Here is a 16,107-nt window from a genome sequence, read left to right as displayed (position 1 = left end):
GTGATGATGGCCACGGCAAGCGCACCGTCACCGATCTACCCGCTGTACCGGGAGCGTGGGGCCTGTCAGTCACGATGCTGACAGTGATCTTCAGCAATGTCCTGCATGTGCAGTCCGGTGCTGCGGGCGGGCTCAGCATCGCGGCGCTGTTTCTGGCCAACAGCGTGGGCGGGTTGTGGTCCGTTCGGCATACGGCACGGCTCGCCACCCTGCTGGGGACGGTTCTCCTGACTCTGGGTGCGTCCGGACTGGCGGTGGCCATCACTGATGTGTCACCGGCCGTATACGTGGGCGGATCGGTCGTCGCGGGGCTGGGCGTCGGCCTGACGTTCCACGGCAACCTCCGCGCCATCAGCGCGGTCACCACCGCGAAGTCGCGGTCGGAGGTCTTCTCGGCCGTCTACGTGATCAGCTGTGCGGCGTTGAGTCTTCCGTCCCTAGCGGCCGGGCTCGCGGCGCCCTCATGGGGGCTGGAGACCACGGGCTATCTGTACGTCGGCTTCGTCGGGGCGCTGTCCGTGGCTGCGGCCCTGCACGCCGGACGAGCACGCGCTCACAGAACCACCGGCGATCCGATCGCACGGGCCGGGAAAGCGGATCTCTCGGCGAACCGTCCCGCTGCTGAGCGCGCCGCACGCCCCACGCCGACACCATCCCCGAAGCAGCTTGATCAGGACTTGCGGCTGCCGTGTCGGAGCGGGACGGCTCGCTTCCGCGGAGCTGTCTTCGAAGATCCCGAGATCGAAATAGCTACGCTGCATCCGCAGGCTGGAGGAGGTTGCGATCCGTATGGGTGACGGGCACGGGCGCGGACGGTCTGAGCAGGAGGACCCGCTCGGAGCCGAATGGGAGAGGCACCGGCCCGCGGTCTTCGGAGTGGCCTACCGGCTGCTGGGGACTGTGGCCGATGCTGAGGATGTCACCCAGGACGTGTGGCTGCGGGCGGCCGGAGCGGATCTGCAGGACATCGATGATCTGCGGGCCTGGCTGGTGACGGTGGCCGCGCGACGGTCGTACGACATCCTCAAGAGCGCCCGCTTCCGCCGGGAGAGCTATGTCGGGCCGTGGCTGCCGGAGCCGCTGCTGACAGGGCCGGACGCGTCGCAGCCGGTACTCGTCGACGAGTCCGTCAGCTCGGCGATGCTCCTGATCATGGAAGAACTGAGCCCGCCGGAGCGGGTGGCCTTCGTCCTGCACGATGTCTTCGGCCTTGAGTTCGGCCGGATCGCCGAGGTGCTGGACGTCTCCGTGCCGGGTGCCCGGCAGCTCGCCTCGCGGGCACGACGGCGGGTGGCCAAGGCGAAGCAGTCCACGCCGCAGGCGTCGAAGGCGGAGCGCGAACGGGTCCTCACGGTCTTCCGCGCCGCCTACGAGGCCGGGGACCTGGCCGGCCTGGTCAGGCTCCTGCACCCGGACGCGGTCTACGTCACCGACGGCGGCGGCAAGGTCTTGGCGGCACGCAAGCTCATTCACGGTGGCGAGCGCGTCGCCGAGGTCATGGTGCGTACGGGGCGTCAGTGGCGCCCCGACCGTATCGAATTCGCCGAGGTCGGCGGCGAGCTCGCGCTCGTGTTCCACCGGGAAGGCCGGGTCTACTCCGTCGACACGGTCCAGATCACAGACGGTCTGATCACCGCGTACCGCAGGGTCCTCAATCCCGACAAACTCGTGCGGGTCTGAGCTGTCACACCCGCAGGGGCCACCTCGTCTCCCTGTTGAGAACGCACAACGGGCGACGAAGGAAGACGCCAGAGCAGGTGAGATCGATCATGCGGCACGGCATACATCCACCTGCAGCCGCGAGCCCTGCGCGCGAACGGGCTGTGCGCTCGGGTCGCCCCTCCGCAGTAAAGGACCTGTATGCAAGCCATCACTGTGCGAAACCGTGACGCCGGTCTGGCCGGGATGTCCCTGACGGACATGCCCTACCCCCATGCGGCCGAGAACGACGTCATCGTGCGGGTGCACGCCGCCGGCTTCACCCCTGGCGAGCTGGACTGGCCCGCCACGTGGACCGATCGCGCCGGCCGCGACCGGACGCCGAGCGTGCCCGGGCACGAGCTGTCCGGTGTCGTCGCAGAGCTGGGGTACGGCACCACCGGCCTGAGTGTCGGACAGCGGGTGTTCGGGCTGGCCGACTGGGCCCGTAACGGCACGCTCGCCGAGTACACCGCGGTGGAGGCCCGCAACCTCGCCCCGCTGCCGGCGGACGTCGACCACACCGTGGCCGCCGCGCTGCCGATCTCCGGGCTGACCGCCTGGCAGGGCCTGTTCGACCACGGCCGCCTCACGACAGGCCAGACCGTCCTGATCCATGGTGCCGCGGGCGGCGTCGGCTCGATCGCGGTACAGCTCGCCCGCGAGGCCGGCGCCCGCGTCATCGGCACCGGCCGGGCCGCCGGCCGGGCCGCCGGCCGGGACAGGGCACTCGCACTCGGCGTCGACACCTTCATCGACCTGCAGACCGACAAGCTGGAGGACGCCGGCGAGGCCGACCTCGTGTTCGACGTCATCGGCGGCGACATCCTCGATCGCTCGGCCGCCCTGGTCCGCCCCGGTGGCACGCTGGTCAGCATCGTCCTGCCGCCCAAGGTCCGGCCCAAGGACGGGCGTGCAATCTTCTTCGTCGTCGAACCCGACCGCGCCCGGCTCGCCGATCTCGCCGCGCGGGTGAGGGACGGCCGGCTCAAACCGGTCGTCGGCGCTGTGCGGCCACTCGCCGAAGCACCCTCCGCGTTCGCTCCCGGCACGCGTGCCCCGGGCAAGACGATCATCCGCGTCACGGAAGACTGAATCAGGAGACCCGTCGTGATCAGAATGCCAATCGCCGCCGGCCTCCTGGCTGTCGCCACGCTGACTGCGGCCACGGCCTGCTCGACCTCGGACCAGCCCACCCACGCCACGGGCACGACCGCGGCTGTGGCATCGCCTGCGGCCATGGCATCGACAAGCCCCACCGAAACCGTCAAGCCGCTGCTCCAGCAGGCCCTTCCGAATGTGAAAGGCAAGACGTTCACCTCGGTGATCGTCGACTTCCCGCCCAACGCACGCGCGATGCCGCACCGGCACGGCCAGGCGTTCGTCTACGCCTACGTCCTCGAAGGCACCGTGCGCAGCCAACTCGCCGGCAAGCCCGTGCGCACCTACCACCAGGGCGACAACTGGGTCGAGCCGCCGGGTGCCCACCACCTCCTCACCGAGAACACCAGCCCGACCAAACAGGCCAGGCTCCTGGTCGTCTTCGTCTCCAACACCGGAGAAGAACTCAAGGTCGACGACCCGGCGTCGTAGCCCGGGGCACGCAGTGGGCGGCTCCGCCCCGCCCACCCCTCGGCCCCTGCCAAACCCACTCGACCGGCCCCCCACGCACGCCAAGTGCGCGGCGCAGGCCACTGGAACGAATCGAAGGAATCATGACCGACATTCAGCGCGTCAACATCGGCGAGCAGCACCCGGCCGCCTACAAGGCTCTCATCGCCCTGTCGTCACAGGTGGAAGAGGCCGCCGCCGCAGCGGGCCTGGACCCGCTCCTGGTCGAGCTGCTGAGGATCCGCACCTCCCAGATCAACGGCTGCTCGTTCTGCCTGCGCATGCACACCCGTGACGCCCTCAAGAAGGGCGAAAACCCCGACAGGATCGCCGTGCTGCCGGCCTGGGCGGAGACCGGCTACTTCTCCGAGACGGACCGCGCCGCCCTCCGCCTGACCGAGGCGATCACACGCGTGCCGGACGGACACGTCAGCGACGAGGACTTCAACGCCGCCGCGGCCGTACTCACCACAGACCAGGTCTCTGCAATCGCCTGGCTGGCAACCGTGATGAACGCTTTCAACCGCGTCGCGATCACCAGCCGGTACCCCGTCGGCAGCTGACCTCGACGGTGACACCGGCGGTGGTGCGGGCAGCCGAAGCCTCCACCGTCGTGAAGGCTCACACACCATGGGCTACAGCCAACACGCCAGAAGTTCAGGGACTTCGCGAAGATTCGGGACTGTATCGTTCTCGTTCGGTGTAACTCCCGATCATGGAAGATGCATCGATGACCAGTGAGAGCGTGGCCGTGTCCGAGTCCGAGGCCGCCGAGCCCATGAAGGCTGTTTCGCGCTGCCGCCGCAGTACGCCGCCCGCCTCTTCGACGCCCAACAGGCCGGCGCCCCCGACCGGCAACTGCAGCAGATCGCCGCCGAAGGACTCAAAGAGGTCTACTTCCAGGACAGCGGCCGCCGCGCCGGCTCCCTGGAGGAGGTCCGCTTCACCGACATCGAGCATGTGGAATTCGACCTGTAGCAGTTGTGCCTCGAACAGCCCTGCGAGTCCGGATGCGGTCCTGATACCCAATCAAGCCGGGCCGTCCGATGCGGACTCGCCCGTATGCCCGCGGGCCATGGGGCGAATGTTCATGCATGCCGGACGCGCGCGTGGAGGTCACGTCATTGCGGGGGGAGGGGGATTCCGCGCAGCTGGTGCTCAGTGACGTCTACCTCAGTGGCTGCCTGTTCGCCGGGCCAATCCACCTTGAACAACTGCGGTTGGAGGGACGATGGCCGCTCGCCGAGGCCCTCCGGTGTGCGCTGGGGAGGGTGGCGGCCGGTGCGCTGGACACGGCGCCGCACGCTGGCCGAGGAGCAGTACTGGCGGGCTGCCCGCAACGGCGACGACGGCTGGACGCCCGCCCCGAGCGGCGTGGAGGTGCTGGAGCCGGCCGGGCTGGTGCCGGTGCACCGGCAACTGCGCAAGGCAACGCAGCCCGCGATCGGTAGGTGAGCCACTCATATATCTGTCAGGCGTGGGGGCCTGAAGGGTACTTGCACACCTGACGCTCAATCGGAACCCGAGATAACACCTCACCCGGCTCCTGGTCACAAGGAGCTGCTTCTCTTCGAACTGCTGTGCCTTGTAGGTTCACGTGTGCACATGAGTAGTTGATGACCGCAGGTGTTGACGGGGGTTGCGCGATGGTGGGCCACAGGCCGAGTGACTGGCATGTCCTGGACCTGGATAAGGATCCGACGCCGGGTGATCCCCAGCGGGTGCGCACGCTCGCCAAGACGCTGCACGACTTCGCCGACGACGTTTCGGAGGCGTTGCGTCTGGTGAAGGGCATGGCGGGGGAGTCCACGCTCGCGGAGTGGGCGGGCAAGTCGGCCGCCGTCTTCAAGGAGGAGTTCTCCAGCGTTCCGAAGAACTTGAAGAAGCTGGAGAAGTCGTACGGGATGTGCGGCGACGCCCTCGCCGACTTCTGGCCCAAGCTGGAGCGCGCCCAGGCCCTTGCCGACAAGGCACTGATCAAAGCGCGGGAAGCCCGCGAGGACCTCACCGCCGCCCAGTCGAAGCTGTCCTCGGCAGACTCCTGGGTGACCCGCGCGTCGAAGGAAGCAGACAAGTACAAGGACGATCCGACGGGCAGCAAGTCGGACGCGGACAAGCCGGATGAGGCGAAGGTCCGGGCCGCGACCCGTGACGTCCAGCACGCGAAGACCGCGCAGACCAACGCGCAGTCGGCCGTCAACGACGCGCAGAGCGCGCTGGACGCGGCGAAGAAGATGGCCGAGGACGCGCGCAAGATGCGCGAGGACGCCGCCCGCGAAGCCAAGAACAAGATCGACGAGGCGTCCGACGCCGGCATCCAGAACCGGTCCTGGTGGGAGGAGGTCGGCGACTGGTTCACCGACAACTGGGACTCGATCGTCGCGGTCTGCAAGGTCGTCGTCGCGATCGTCGGCATCGTCGCGATGATCATCGGCGGGCCGATCCTGGCCGCGATCGTCGTCGTGGCCGCCCTGGTCGTCCTCGCCGACACCCTCAACAAATATCGCAAAGGACAGGCGTCCTTGTGGGATGTGGCCTTCGCGGCCCTGGACTGCATACCAGGAGTCAAGGGCCTCACATCCCTCGGCGCGATCGCCAAGGGCATGAAGGGAATGGCCACAGCCGTGCGGAGCGGCCTGAAAACCCTGCGCTCCGGCGCCAAGGACCTCCTTGCGAAAGCCAAGCCGTACAAGGGCCGGTGCCGGGGCGGCGACCCGATCGACATGGTGTCCGGCGAGATGCTCATGGAGCAGGTGGACCTGGACCTGGCCGGGCTCTTGCCGCTGACCGTCCGGCGTACCCATATCTCCACCTACCGCTGGGGGCGCTGCTTCGGGGCGAGTTGGACCTCGACGCTGGATCAGCGGCTGGAGATCGATGATCAAGGGGTGGTGTTCGCCACCGAGGACGGCATGCTCCTGGCCTATCCGATTCCCGCGCCCCACACGGCGACCCTGCCTCTGGAGGGGCCTCGACGGCCTTTGGAGTGGAACGGTGATGACGGGGGCACGATCACCGTCCACGACGACGAGACCGGACTAACGCACCACTTCGCTCCCGGTGTACGGCGCGACGGTGACACGTCCGCCTACACCCTGCCCCTCACCGCGATAACCGACCGTAACGGGCACCGCATTGACTTCCTCTACGACGAGGCGGGCGATCTCTCCGAGATGCGTCACTCGGGCGGATACCGGGTGGCCATTGGCACGGAACTGGGCCGGGTCACGTCCTTGAGCGTTCTCAGCTCACCGGAAGACGGGTACGGCACGGAAGCCCACTCCCCGTGGACGGAGGTGCGACGCTACGGCTACGACGCGCAAGGCAATCTCCGCGCCGTCTCCGACGGGCAGGGGCGCAACTTCCAGCTCACCTACGACGCCGAGTCCCGCATTACGAGCTGGACCGACCGCAACGGCGGCTGGTACCGCTACACCTACGACGAGCGGCACAGAGTCACAGCCGGCAGGGGAGCGGGTGGCTTCCTGGACTGCTCCCTCACCTATGACGACGCGGCACGCGTCAACACGTATCGGAACTCCCTCGGCCGGGCCACCACCTACCGTTTCGACGAGCGCCTGCAGCTCGTCCAGGTCACCGATCCCCTGGGGGCCTCGACCCACCGGGAGTGGGACGAGCACGGACGCCTGGTCTCCTGGACCGACCCGCTGGGCCGGACCACGCGGCAGGTCTTCGACGCGGCCGGTCACCTGACCGAGGTGGTCAGGCCCGACCTCAGCTCGATCCGGGCCGAGTACGACGAGGCAGGCCGCACGCGCCGGCTCACGGAACCTGACGGTTCGTTCTGGAGCTACACCTATGACGAGCGAGGCAATCGCCTGTCCGTCACCGACCCGTCCGGCGCCACCACCCGCTACAGCTATGACGCTCTGGGGCGGCCCGTCTCGGTCACCGATGCGCTCGGCCACACCCAGCACATCCAGACCGACCCGGCCGGCCTGCCGCTGGCCCTCACCGACCCGCAGGGCCGGACGACCAGAGCGCGGCGCGACTCCTTCGGACGCGTGACCGCGGTGACCGATGCCGCCGGCGCCACCGACCGGTTCGGCTGGACCGTCGAAGGACTGGCCTCCTGGCGGTCCTTTCCTGACGGCGCGACCGAGGCCTGGAGCTGGGACGGCGAAGGCAACCTTGTCTCTCACACGGCCCGCAATGGTGCCATCACCACGTACGAGTCCACTCACTTCCACCAGCCGACCTCCCGCACCACACCGGACGGCCGCCGCTACACGTTCGCCTACGACACCGAACTGAACCTGACCGGTGTTCACGACGCGGACGGCCGTACCTGGGAGTACGCCTACGACGCGGCCAACCGCCTGATCCGGGAGACGGACTTCAACGGCCGCACGCTCACCTACACGCACGACGCGGCCGGGCAGCGTACGTCGTGGACCAACGGCGCCGGACAGACCACGGACGTGACCGTGGACCTGCTCGGCCGGCCACGCCAGTACCGCACGGCGGACGAGGTCACCACCTACGAGTACGACAGCGCCGGCTCACTGCTTCGCGCGGCCAACCGCGACACCACGGTCGAACGCACCTACGACCCCGCGGGCCGCACCCTGACCGAGACGGTCAACGGCCGGACCACCACCTACACCTACGACGCCCTCGGCCGCCGCACCAGCCGACGCACTCCCTCGGGCATCACCTCGACCTGGACCTACGAGGCGACGGGCCGCCCGCAGACCTTGAGCGGCGCCGGCAGCCAGCTGCGCTTCGACTACGACACCGCCCATCGTGAGATCCGCAGGACCCTGGGGACGACGGCGGTGCTCCACCAGAGCTGGGACGGCTCCGGTCGGCTGACCGGGCAGTCGGTGACCACCCCGGGCCGCAGCAGCGGCGACGTGGGCGGTGAGCTGCTGCAGCACCGCACCTACGAGTACGACCTCGACGGAGCGCTCAGGGAGATCGACGAACTCCTCGGCGAGAGCCGCCGGTTCGACGTGGATCCGGTCGGTCGGCTGACCGCGGTCAGGGCCGCTGACCGTGAGGAGAGGTACGGGTACGACCGCGCGGGCAACCTCGTCACCACGTCCCCGCACGCCGGCACTGCGGACCCGCAGCCCCGCGAGTTCGACGGAACGAGGCTGCATCGCGCCGGGCGCACCACCTACACCTACGACGGCCAGGGACGTCTGATCCGCAAGAGTGTCCGTCTCCTCAGTGGTGGACGACGCATCTCCCACTACGGGTGGAGCCCGGACGACCGCCTGGTCCGGACCGTCACACCGGACGGATCCGAGTGGCGCTACACCTACGATCCGGACGGCCGAAGGGTCGGCAAACAGCGCATCGGCACTGGTGGTGACGTGCTGGAGGAGACGACGTTCAGCTGGGACGGAACACGCCTCGCCGAACAGATCGAGTCCGACGGCACCGTCACCACGTGGGATTACGAGCCGGGCTCCTACCGGCCCGTCGCCCAGACAGTCACCGGCGGCCGGGAACGGCCGGCGGCGGACGGCACCGGAAGCGACCAGAGCGACACCGACGCCCGTTTCTACGCCATCGTCACCGACCTCGTCGGAACGCCGACCGAACTCGTCTCGCCGGACGGCAGAATCGTCTGGCACCGCAGATTCACGGCCTGGGGCAAGCCGACCGGCGCACCGCCCTCAGCCCCGGAAACCGACTGCCCATTGCGCTTCCCCGGACAGTACGCGGACGCCGAGACCGGTTGGAACTACAACTACTTCCGCTACTACGACCCGGAGACCGCGCGCTACATCAGCGCCGATCCGCTGGGCCTGGCCCCGGACCCGAACGACTACGCCTATGTCGCCAACCCGCTCCTCCTCCTCGACCCGCTGGGCCTCATCCGCGTCCGCGGCCAGCGCGGCCGGTGGGAAAGAGACCCGAACTCGCCCGTTCAGACCCACAACCGCGACACCGAGTATCCCGGCAGTTATCGCCAGTCCACCCATGACGCCATGGCCGCCACCTGGACCGACGAGGGCATCGCCCAGGGCGGCACACCGATGCGGCCCACCGGACGACTCGATCCCCAGGGCCGCCAGATCATGGAACGCATCCCCAGGTCCGAGCTGACCTGGCGCAACTCCGCGGGCGAGATCATTCCGTCCCACCAGCTCACGTACGAGCACCTGACACCGGTGGTCGATCACTGGAACCAGACGGGCTACCGTTCCGACCGGGCCACCCGCAACGACTTCTACAACGATCCCGACAACATGGAGCCCATGACGAGAAGCGAGAACTCTCGCGGCGGTGCGCTCATGGATGCCACCTACCGCCAGGATGTCCACCCCACCCTCTACTCATGCAGCTAGGGCCCCCCATCCCGAGCACAGGAGCCACCCTCATGAACCCTGCATCCGTCCTGCCCGGCATGCCCGGCGCCGCTCCCGTTTCCGGTCTCGCTTCCGCGTGGCGGTGGTCGCCGAACCCGATGTTCACCTTCACCGCCGCACTTTCCACCGACGGCCGGCACAATCTGCAGGTCAACGTCCGTGGCCCCTACGACGAGGCGCTCGTCACCGCACTGCTCGCCCACGCGCGCACCCATGACAACACCTTCGTAGGACAGGGGCGGCCTCTGGTGGCCATCGGCGGCTTCCATCACGACGGGACGGCATTCGACACCGTGGGGGTGGCGGCACCCGAGGTGCACGGCTACCACGCCACGGAGAATCCCGAGCTGTCCGCCGTCACCTACGCCGTCTTTCCCGCCTATGACAGTGAAATCTCCGGCAGGGAGAACGAGGAAGAGGCCTGGGGCAGGTTCCGCAAAATGCTCCAGCCGAACAAGCTCGACCGTACCGAGGTGCCTTTCGTCAAGATGCGCTACGACAACACCCGTACCCAGAGCATGAGCAAGGGTGATGCCCGCGGCTTCGCTCACCTGGACACTCTGGTGCGGGAACTGGGGCTGCTCGACGGCGCTCCCGGCAGCTTCGTCGAGTGGGAGAACCGGCATGGCGCCGTCTGGCGGGTGGACAGCACCGACGACGGACTCGAGCTGACGCACGGCGGAACGCAGGAAACGGTGGACCTCGGCCACTTGCAAGCTCTGGCCCGTACCAGCGTTCAGTGACGCACTCGTCCGTTCCCCCGCAGGTCCCGGCATCCAGTAGACCGTGCCGGGGCCTGCGTTGAGGCGTGGGGCCAGGGCTACGGGTACTACGGGCACTGGCGAAGGAGAACCACCCCGCACCGGTTGCGCAGTTCGGACAGCACCGTCATCCAGGTGGTGGCGCCCTCGCCCCCGTAGCCGACCCACAGGCCCAGGACGTTCTTGCGGCCGTCCATGTCGACGCCGACGGCGAGGTAGACCGGCTTGGAGACGACCGATTCGGACCGGATCTTGATCCATAACGCGTCGATGTAGATGATCGGCCAGATGGCGTCCAGCGGGCGGTTCTGCCAGGTGGCGAGTTCGTCGACGACCGCGTCGGTCACCTTGCTGATCAGGTCCGGTGAGACCTGCACGCCGTACATGCCGGCCAGATGCGAGCGGATGTCCCGGAGACTCATGCCGCGGGCGTACAGCGGCAGGATCTGCTCGTTGAACCCGGCCAGCCGTCGTGCGTGCTTGGGCACCAGCTGCGGCTCGAAGGAGCCGTTGCGGTCCCGGGGAAGGGCCACGGTGACCGCGCCGGCGTCGGTCAGGACGGTCTTGGCCGAGGTCCCGTTGCGGTTGTTGCCCGAGCCGCGGCCGGCCGGATCGTACCTCTCATAGCCGAGGTGTTCGCTCATCTCGGCGTCCAGGGCCCGCTCCAGCACTGCCCGGGTGACCGCGGTCAGCAGCCCGCCCTCGCCCAGCAGGGCGGCCCCTGAAGCGTCGGCACGGTCCATCAGCCGCTCGACGACCTCGTCCACCAGCTTGTCCTCGACCAGCTCGACAGCCGGGATTCCTTTGTCTGTCATGGTCCGTCCGTCCCAGCTGGTCAAGGCCCTGCACCGGGCCCCGGCCAGCCTTTCACATCACGGACTTACACGATCTTTCAGACACGCTCCAGCCGGCAAACGCACTCGGTAACCACTTACAGCGATGGTCAGGCAGGTGCTGGGCGGGACACAGGCTCAGCGTTGAGGATGAAAGCCATGCTCTCGTTCTCCGGTGGCAGGCCGAGAGTCGCTCGGGCGGCGTGCTCGCCGAAGGCTGGTGCGTTCTTGAAGCCCTTGCCGGAGAAGCCGGCGCAGACAAAGACCGAGGGCATGCTCGGGTGTTCGCGCAGGAACTCGACGCGTGAGTGCGTATAGGCCTCGAAGTACGCCTGGGCGCGCATGGGGTAGTCCTCTAGCATCGGGAAGAGGTCCCGTGCAACGGCGCGGATGGGTTCGAGGTCCTGGTCGGTGATGCGCAGGGGTGCGGTGTCCGGGGACTCGATGGGCAGGTGGTCGCGGAATCCGACGCCGAGCTTCATGGCCAGGCCGTCCGCGGTTGGCAGCCCGTACGAGTAGTTCGGTTCCGTGCGCAGGTAGGGGAGCATTCCGTCGAGCGTGTTTCCGGCTTTGGGCAGGTACCACGAGGAGATGAGGCGCCGCGTGGCGAGATACGGGGCCACTTCAGGCAGGAGGGTGGCGGTCCACGCGCCTGCCGCGACGACCACTCGGTCGTAGCGTTCCGTACCGTTGTCGGCCACGATGTCGACCTGGCTGCCGACCTGGTTGATGGCCGTGACCCGGCATTCGCGCAGGATCCGTGCGCCGCGTGCGACGGCCGCATCCGCGGCGGTACGTACGGTGCGCTCGGGGAAGATGATGCCGGCGCCCTTGTCGAGGATCGCGATCTCGTCCTCGTGCAGCCGGTATTGGGGGAAACGCTGATGTGCTTCCTCACGACTGAGCACCTCGGCGCGGCTGCCGAGAAGGACCGCGCTCTCGAGCGCGGTGTGCGTCGCGGGGCTGGCAGTACTGCCGATGGCGAGGGCACCCGTCAGGTTGCGCAGCGTGCGTCCGGACTCCTGCTCGAGCTCGCGCCAGAGGACGTCCGACCGGTCGGTGATAGGCAGGTACTCCAGGTGTTCCACGTCGATGTGGCGGAACAGCCTGGTTTCACCACCAGCTGCTCCACGTGAGTGCCCCGGGCTGAAGAGTTCGTAGCCGGTCGCGTCGACGCCCTGCTTGGCGAGTTGCCAGAGCGTCTGCGCTCCGATGGTTCCCGTACCGATTACGGCAATGCGAGGAGTGGGCATGGGGATCAGCTCCCGATTCCGGCGTACAGGCTGCGGTGGATGGGTCGACGGAACGCGTACAGGCACAGGCCCGCGGCGACTGCTCCGAGCGCCAGGCTCAGGAAGTAGGTGTTGTTCGAGACTGCGGTGAAGTACTGCCCGAGCAGGCCCGAGAGAGACGAACCGAGCGCCAGCGTGAGGAAGTTGATGGCCACCATCTGCGCGGTGAAGGCTTTCGGCGCGATCTGTGTGGCCAGGGAGAGGCCGATGGGTCCGACGAAGATCTCGGAGCTGCCCATGATGAACATGAAGACGACGATGTACGCGAACGGAATCGTGGTGCCGTCGAACAGTGCGGAGATCACCAGAATGAATGCGAAGCCCAGGCCGATCTGCACCAGCCCGATGGCGAACTTCGTGGCGGCCTTCGGCTGACGTGCCCCCATCTTCTTCCAGATGGCGGCGCCGACCGGGAGCATGGCCACGCCGGACGCGGAGGAGATCATGGTGATCCAGCCGACGGGGAACGACCAGTCGCCGATGCTGAGATCCACGCGACTCTTGACCAGCAGGGAGATCGCGGTGAACTTCGCGAAGAGCAGCCCGAAGTACAGGGCTGAGCTGAGGAACAGCGGAATGTAGGAGCTGACCCGGCGGCGCTCCAAGGTCGTCACGTTCTCCGAGCGCAGGATGAGCGTGAAATAGACGGCCGAAGTGATGAGGGTCCCCACCGTGACGATCATGGACAGCCGCTCGGCCTTGAGGAGGCCAGACAGGGCTGCCAGGGTGATGACTGCAAGCGCAGCGACGGCTATGCAGAGGGCTTTGCGCAGCGTTGCCGCGGGCAGCGGGTTGATGACCTCGCTCGCCCGCGCAGGCAGGAAGCGTGCCGAACGGACGTACTGGATCAGGGCGATGACCATGCCGACCGCGGCGAGCCCGAACCCGACGTGGAAGCCCCACTGGTTCTGGGCAAGGCCCGTGGTCAACGGGCCCAGAACGGCACCCGTGTTGATCGCCATGTAGAAGTACGAGAAACCGGCGTCCTTCTTGGCGGCACTCTCGCTCGCGAGGATGAAGCCCACGATGGAGGTGATGTTGGTCTTCAGCGCGCCCGTACCGAGGACGATCAGGACGAGGCCTATGCCGAGCCCGAGCAGTCCCGGCGCGACGGCGAGCACGGTGTGGCCCAGGGCGATGACGATGCCGCCACCGAGGACGAGCGCATGGGGGCTGACCAGGCGCTCGCCGGCCCAGGCGCCGAGGAGTTGAGCCAGGTAGACGGCACCGCCATAGGCGCCCGTGATGCCGACCGCCGCGGCGGCAGGAAGGCCGAGCCCTCCTTCGCTCAACGCGTCGAGGAGGTAGAACGCGAGGATGCTCTGCAGGCCGTAGAAGGAGAAGCGTTCCCAGAGCTCCGCGAACGCCATTCCTCCGACGCCCCGGAGTTCGGACGTCGCTTTCTGGGCGCGCTGCGGGGACGTAACAGACAAAACAACTCCTAGGGTGTCTCGTCAGATGATCGGGGGCTGTGGCCGAGTGATACGTCGCCATGAAGTGCCGATGCGGGCAGGGGAGTTCGCCCGTCCGGCGCCGTGTGGCTGCAAGCGGTTGGATGATCCGGCGACCCCGAACGGGATCGGATCGCGTGGAAGGTCAGGCTGATACGGCCCCGTGGGGCGCGTGTGAACGGGGTGGCCTCTGGGGCACCCCATACAGGTGGCTCCGGTTCGGCGGCGGGGTGTGGCCGTGCGGAGTTGCCTGAGGTGCGCCGGTCAGTACGTGGGGGGCGCCATGGCCCACATGACCCTGGCGGGGTGAGTGCCCGTGCGTTCGCTGACCTTGTGGGGGTGCCCACTGTTGTAGCTCACGGAATCGAGCGGGCCGAGGGTGTGGGTCGTGGTGCCGACCTGCAACTCCACTTGGCCTTCCAGCACCACGAGGAGCTCTTCGGAAGCACCGTGCGTGTACTGGTCCGTGCCGGTGTCGCCGCCGGGCTCAAAGTGGCCGAGGAGCACTTCGAGGTGGTCGAAATGCGCCGGGGTCAGCTTGACCTTGGACGCCTTGTTGCCGAACTGCCGACTGGTGGCGTCTGCGAAACGCAGAACCGGCCGTGTCGGCGTACTGCTGGACTCGAAGAGGTCACCGACATTGAGCTTCAGCACGTCGCAGATCTTCTGCAAGGTACTGACGCTTCCATTGGCGCGCCCGCGCTCAAGCTGCGACAGGTATCCGACCGTGATGCCGGTGGCTTCGGCAACCTGTTGCAGCGTCAGGTGGAGAGCTTTCCGACGGCGACGGAGGCGGTCTCCGAGCGTGACATCGGACTCTTCGGACTCGAACATGGCGGCGACGCTACACGAGACTTCGAGTTTTGTCTCAAAAAATTTTACTCAGAGTCTGCTTAGTCATGACTGGTGGTGCGCAGGCGCAGGCGGCGACTCCAGTTGCGCCTGTCACGGCGGTCGTCCTGGAACGGTACGAGTTCGACGACGCAGCCCCGAAGATTGAGGCTGCGCCATCTTGATCTCCGCTGGTCGGGTGGGCTGGCGTGATGCTTCCGAGGGCTCATCGGCCGGTGGTCAAGGGCGGTCTGCCAGTTTCCAGGTCATGAGGTCGGGCGGGTTCGTAGGCTCGCGGGATGACGGAGATCAGCGAAGTCGCCGAACGCGTCGCCGCCCGCCGGGCGGAGCTCGACGAGGAGGAGATGGTCCTGGTCGAATGGCTCGAGAAGGTCCGCGCCGAGCGTGAGGAACTCGCTGCGGCGAAGCGCGTGTGGGAACGCATGCACCCCCAGCTGGAGTCGGAGAAGTCGGCGACGCGGGCGGTACCGGCGCAGGTGGGCGGTCGTGGGGTACTGCTGGTCTCGCACCGCGGTCCGGGGCATGGGGGAGGAGGCCCTCCCGCCCGACTACCAGCGGATCATGAAGTTCGTGCGGGCGGCGGGCGGCGGGTGGCCCCGTGCGGGTCAAGGACATCGGTGTCGAGCTGGGCCTGCCCGTCTATGACGGCCCCTACGCCCGAGCTGCAGCCCTGATGCATACCCTCGGCCGCTGCCGCTGGCTGGAGCGCTCCAATCTGACGGTTGCCTGCGTCGTCGCCGTCATGTACCTCGAAGCCGGCAACATCCCGGTCAACCCGACCCGCGAGCAACTGGCCGCGCTCGCTCACGAGTTGAACAGTCCGCGTTCCACCGCTTCCGGGATCGCCGCCATGCTCCGCACGTGGAAGCCCTGACCCGGCTGAGCTGAGTGGGAGCGGTGCGGTCTTCTCCGGTCGTTCTTCAAAGAACGACTGCCCGTTGTCTTCTCGTTGTCGGGGCACCCTCATCTGACCGCCCAATGGACATGCCCGCAAGCCGACTTGCCGCACGTCCCCGACGCCTGGGGCTGTCCGGTCTCCGTCTCCGACGTCACAGGTGGCCGGTAGCGTGCCGTACATGACGCCGCACAGAGCGTCCGCAATGGAGCCGTGGCCGGGCTGGGTGACCAGCCGGGTGGCATAGGCCGGGTACGGCGAGCACCTGGTCCGCATCGGCCAGCTCATCCCGGCCCTGCTCTACAGCAACGTCATGGACTGCCGCGACCTGACCGTGACGCACACCGACAAACGGCGAATACGAAGTGGA

Annotated in this window: 11 protein-coding genes and 3 pseudogenes; 10 read left to right on the top strand and 4 right to left on the bottom strand. The window is 67.7% G+C overall.

The annotated features are described in order from the left end of the window. Nucleotides 1-83: 83 nt before the first annotated feature. From IE260_RS36120 to IE260_RS36080, 9 genes and pseudogenes are all read left to right on the top strand, one after another. The gene (locus IE260_RS36120; RefSeq protein WP_189879810.1) at nt 84-797 is read left to right on the top strand and encodes an MFS transporter; all 714 of its coding nucleotides are present in this window, start codon (nt 84-86) and stop codon (nt 795-797) included. Further along, complete coding sequence (sigJ, locus tag IE260_RS36115; protein ID WP_189879807.1) at nt 790-1,680, top strand: RNA polymerase sigma factor SigJ; 891 nt, start codon at nt 790-792, stop codon at nt 1,678-1,680. Before IE260_RS36120 ends, sigJ begins: the two co-directional genes overlap by 8 nt. A 180-nt stretch (nt 1,681-1,860) precedes the next feature. Then, nucleotides 1,861-2,793, top strand: coding sequence for an NADP-dependent oxidoreductase (locus tag IE260_RS36110; protein WP_189879805.1), 933 nt, complete (start codon nt 1,861-1,863; stop codon nt 2,791-2,793). 144 nt (nt 2,794-2,937) lie between these two features. Further along, nucleotides 2,938-3,291: a cupin domain-containing protein gene (locus IE260_RS36105; RefSeq protein WP_229881648.1), complete on the top strand. Its 354-nt coding sequence runs from the start codon at nt 2,938-2,940 to the stop codon at nt 3,289-3,291. A 122-nt stretch (nt 3,292-3,413) separates the two neighbouring features. Further along, entirely contained in the window at nt 3,414-3,872 is a 459-nt protein-coding gene (locus IE260_RS36100) for a carboxymuconolactone decarboxylase family protein (protein ID WP_189879803.1), read from the top strand. 229 nt (nt 3,873-4,101) lie between these two features. Beyond that, nucleotides 4,102-4,287 (top strand): annotated as a pseudogene (locus IE260_RS36095) (telomere-protecting terminal protein Tpg); the annotation flags it as partial. A 303-nt stretch (nt 4,288-4,590) separates the two neighbouring features. Next, nucleotides 4,591-4,764 carry a hypothetical protein gene (locus tag IE260_RS36090; RefSeq protein WP_189879801.1) on the top strand — a complete coding sequence of 58 codons (174 nt, stop codon included), beginning with the start codon at nt 4,591-4,593 and terminating at the stop codon, nt 4,762-4,764. A gap of 266 nt (nt 4,765-5,030) precedes the next feature. Further along, nucleotides 5,031-9,632 carry an RHS repeat-associated core domain-containing protein gene (locus IE260_RS36085; protein ID WP_229881646.1) on the top strand — a complete coding sequence of 1,534 codons (4,602 nt, stop codon included), beginning with the start codon at nt 5,031-5,033 and terminating at the stop codon, nt 9,630-9,632. Nucleotides 9,633-9,751: 119 nt separating this feature from the next. Beyond that, nucleotides 9,752-10,396 carry a hypothetical protein gene (locus IE260_RS36080; protein WP_189879799.1) on the top strand — a complete coding sequence of 215 codons (645 nt, stop codon included), beginning with the start codon at nt 9,752-9,754 and terminating at the stop codon, nt 10,394-10,396. Between the two features lie 119 nt (nt 10,397-10,515). Here IE260_RS36080 and IE260_RS36075 read toward each other — a convergent pair. The 4 genes and pseudogenes from IE260_RS36075 to IE260_RS36060 form a co-directional block, all read right to left on the bottom strand. Further along, nucleotides 10,516-11,229, bottom strand: a pseudogene (locus IE260_RS36075) (IS256 family transposase); the annotation flags it as partial. Between the two features lie 128 nt (nt 11,230-11,357). After that, entirely contained in the window at nt 11,358-12,500 is a 1,143-nt protein-coding gene (locus IE260_RS36070; protein ID WP_189879797.1) for an FAD-dependent oxidoreductase, read from the bottom strand. A 5-nt stretch (nt 12,501-12,505) separates the two neighbouring features. Continuing rightward, nucleotides 12,506-13,972 (bottom strand): peptide MFS transporter, encoded by a 1,467-nt coding sequence (locus IE260_RS36065; protein ID WP_229881642.1) that lies wholly within the window; start codon nt 13,970-13,972, stop codon nt 12,506-12,508. A gap of 282 nt (nt 13,973-14,254) precedes the next feature. Beyond that, a complete protein-coding gene (locus IE260_RS36060) occupies nt 14,255-14,824 on the bottom strand; it encodes a helix-turn-helix domain-containing protein (protein WP_189879793.1) in 570 nt (189 codons plus the stop codon). A 652-nt stretch (nt 14,825-15,476) separates the two neighbouring features. Here IE260_RS36060 and IE260_RS36055 point away from each other — a divergent pair. Beyond that, a pseudogene (locus IE260_RS36055) lies at nt 15,477-15,716 on the top strand (fic family toxin-antitoxin system, toxin component); the annotation flags it as partial. Nucleotides 15,717-16,107: the final 391 nt, after the last annotated feature.

Origin of the sequence: Streptomyces viridiviolaceus, from assembly GCF_014650995.1 — a bacterium.
GTDB classification, from domain to species: domain Bacteria; phylum Actinomycetota; class Actinomycetes; order Streptomycetales; family Streptomycetaceae; genus Streptomyces; species Streptomyces viridiviolaceus.
This window is presented reverse-complemented; position numbering and strand designations above follow the sequence as displayed.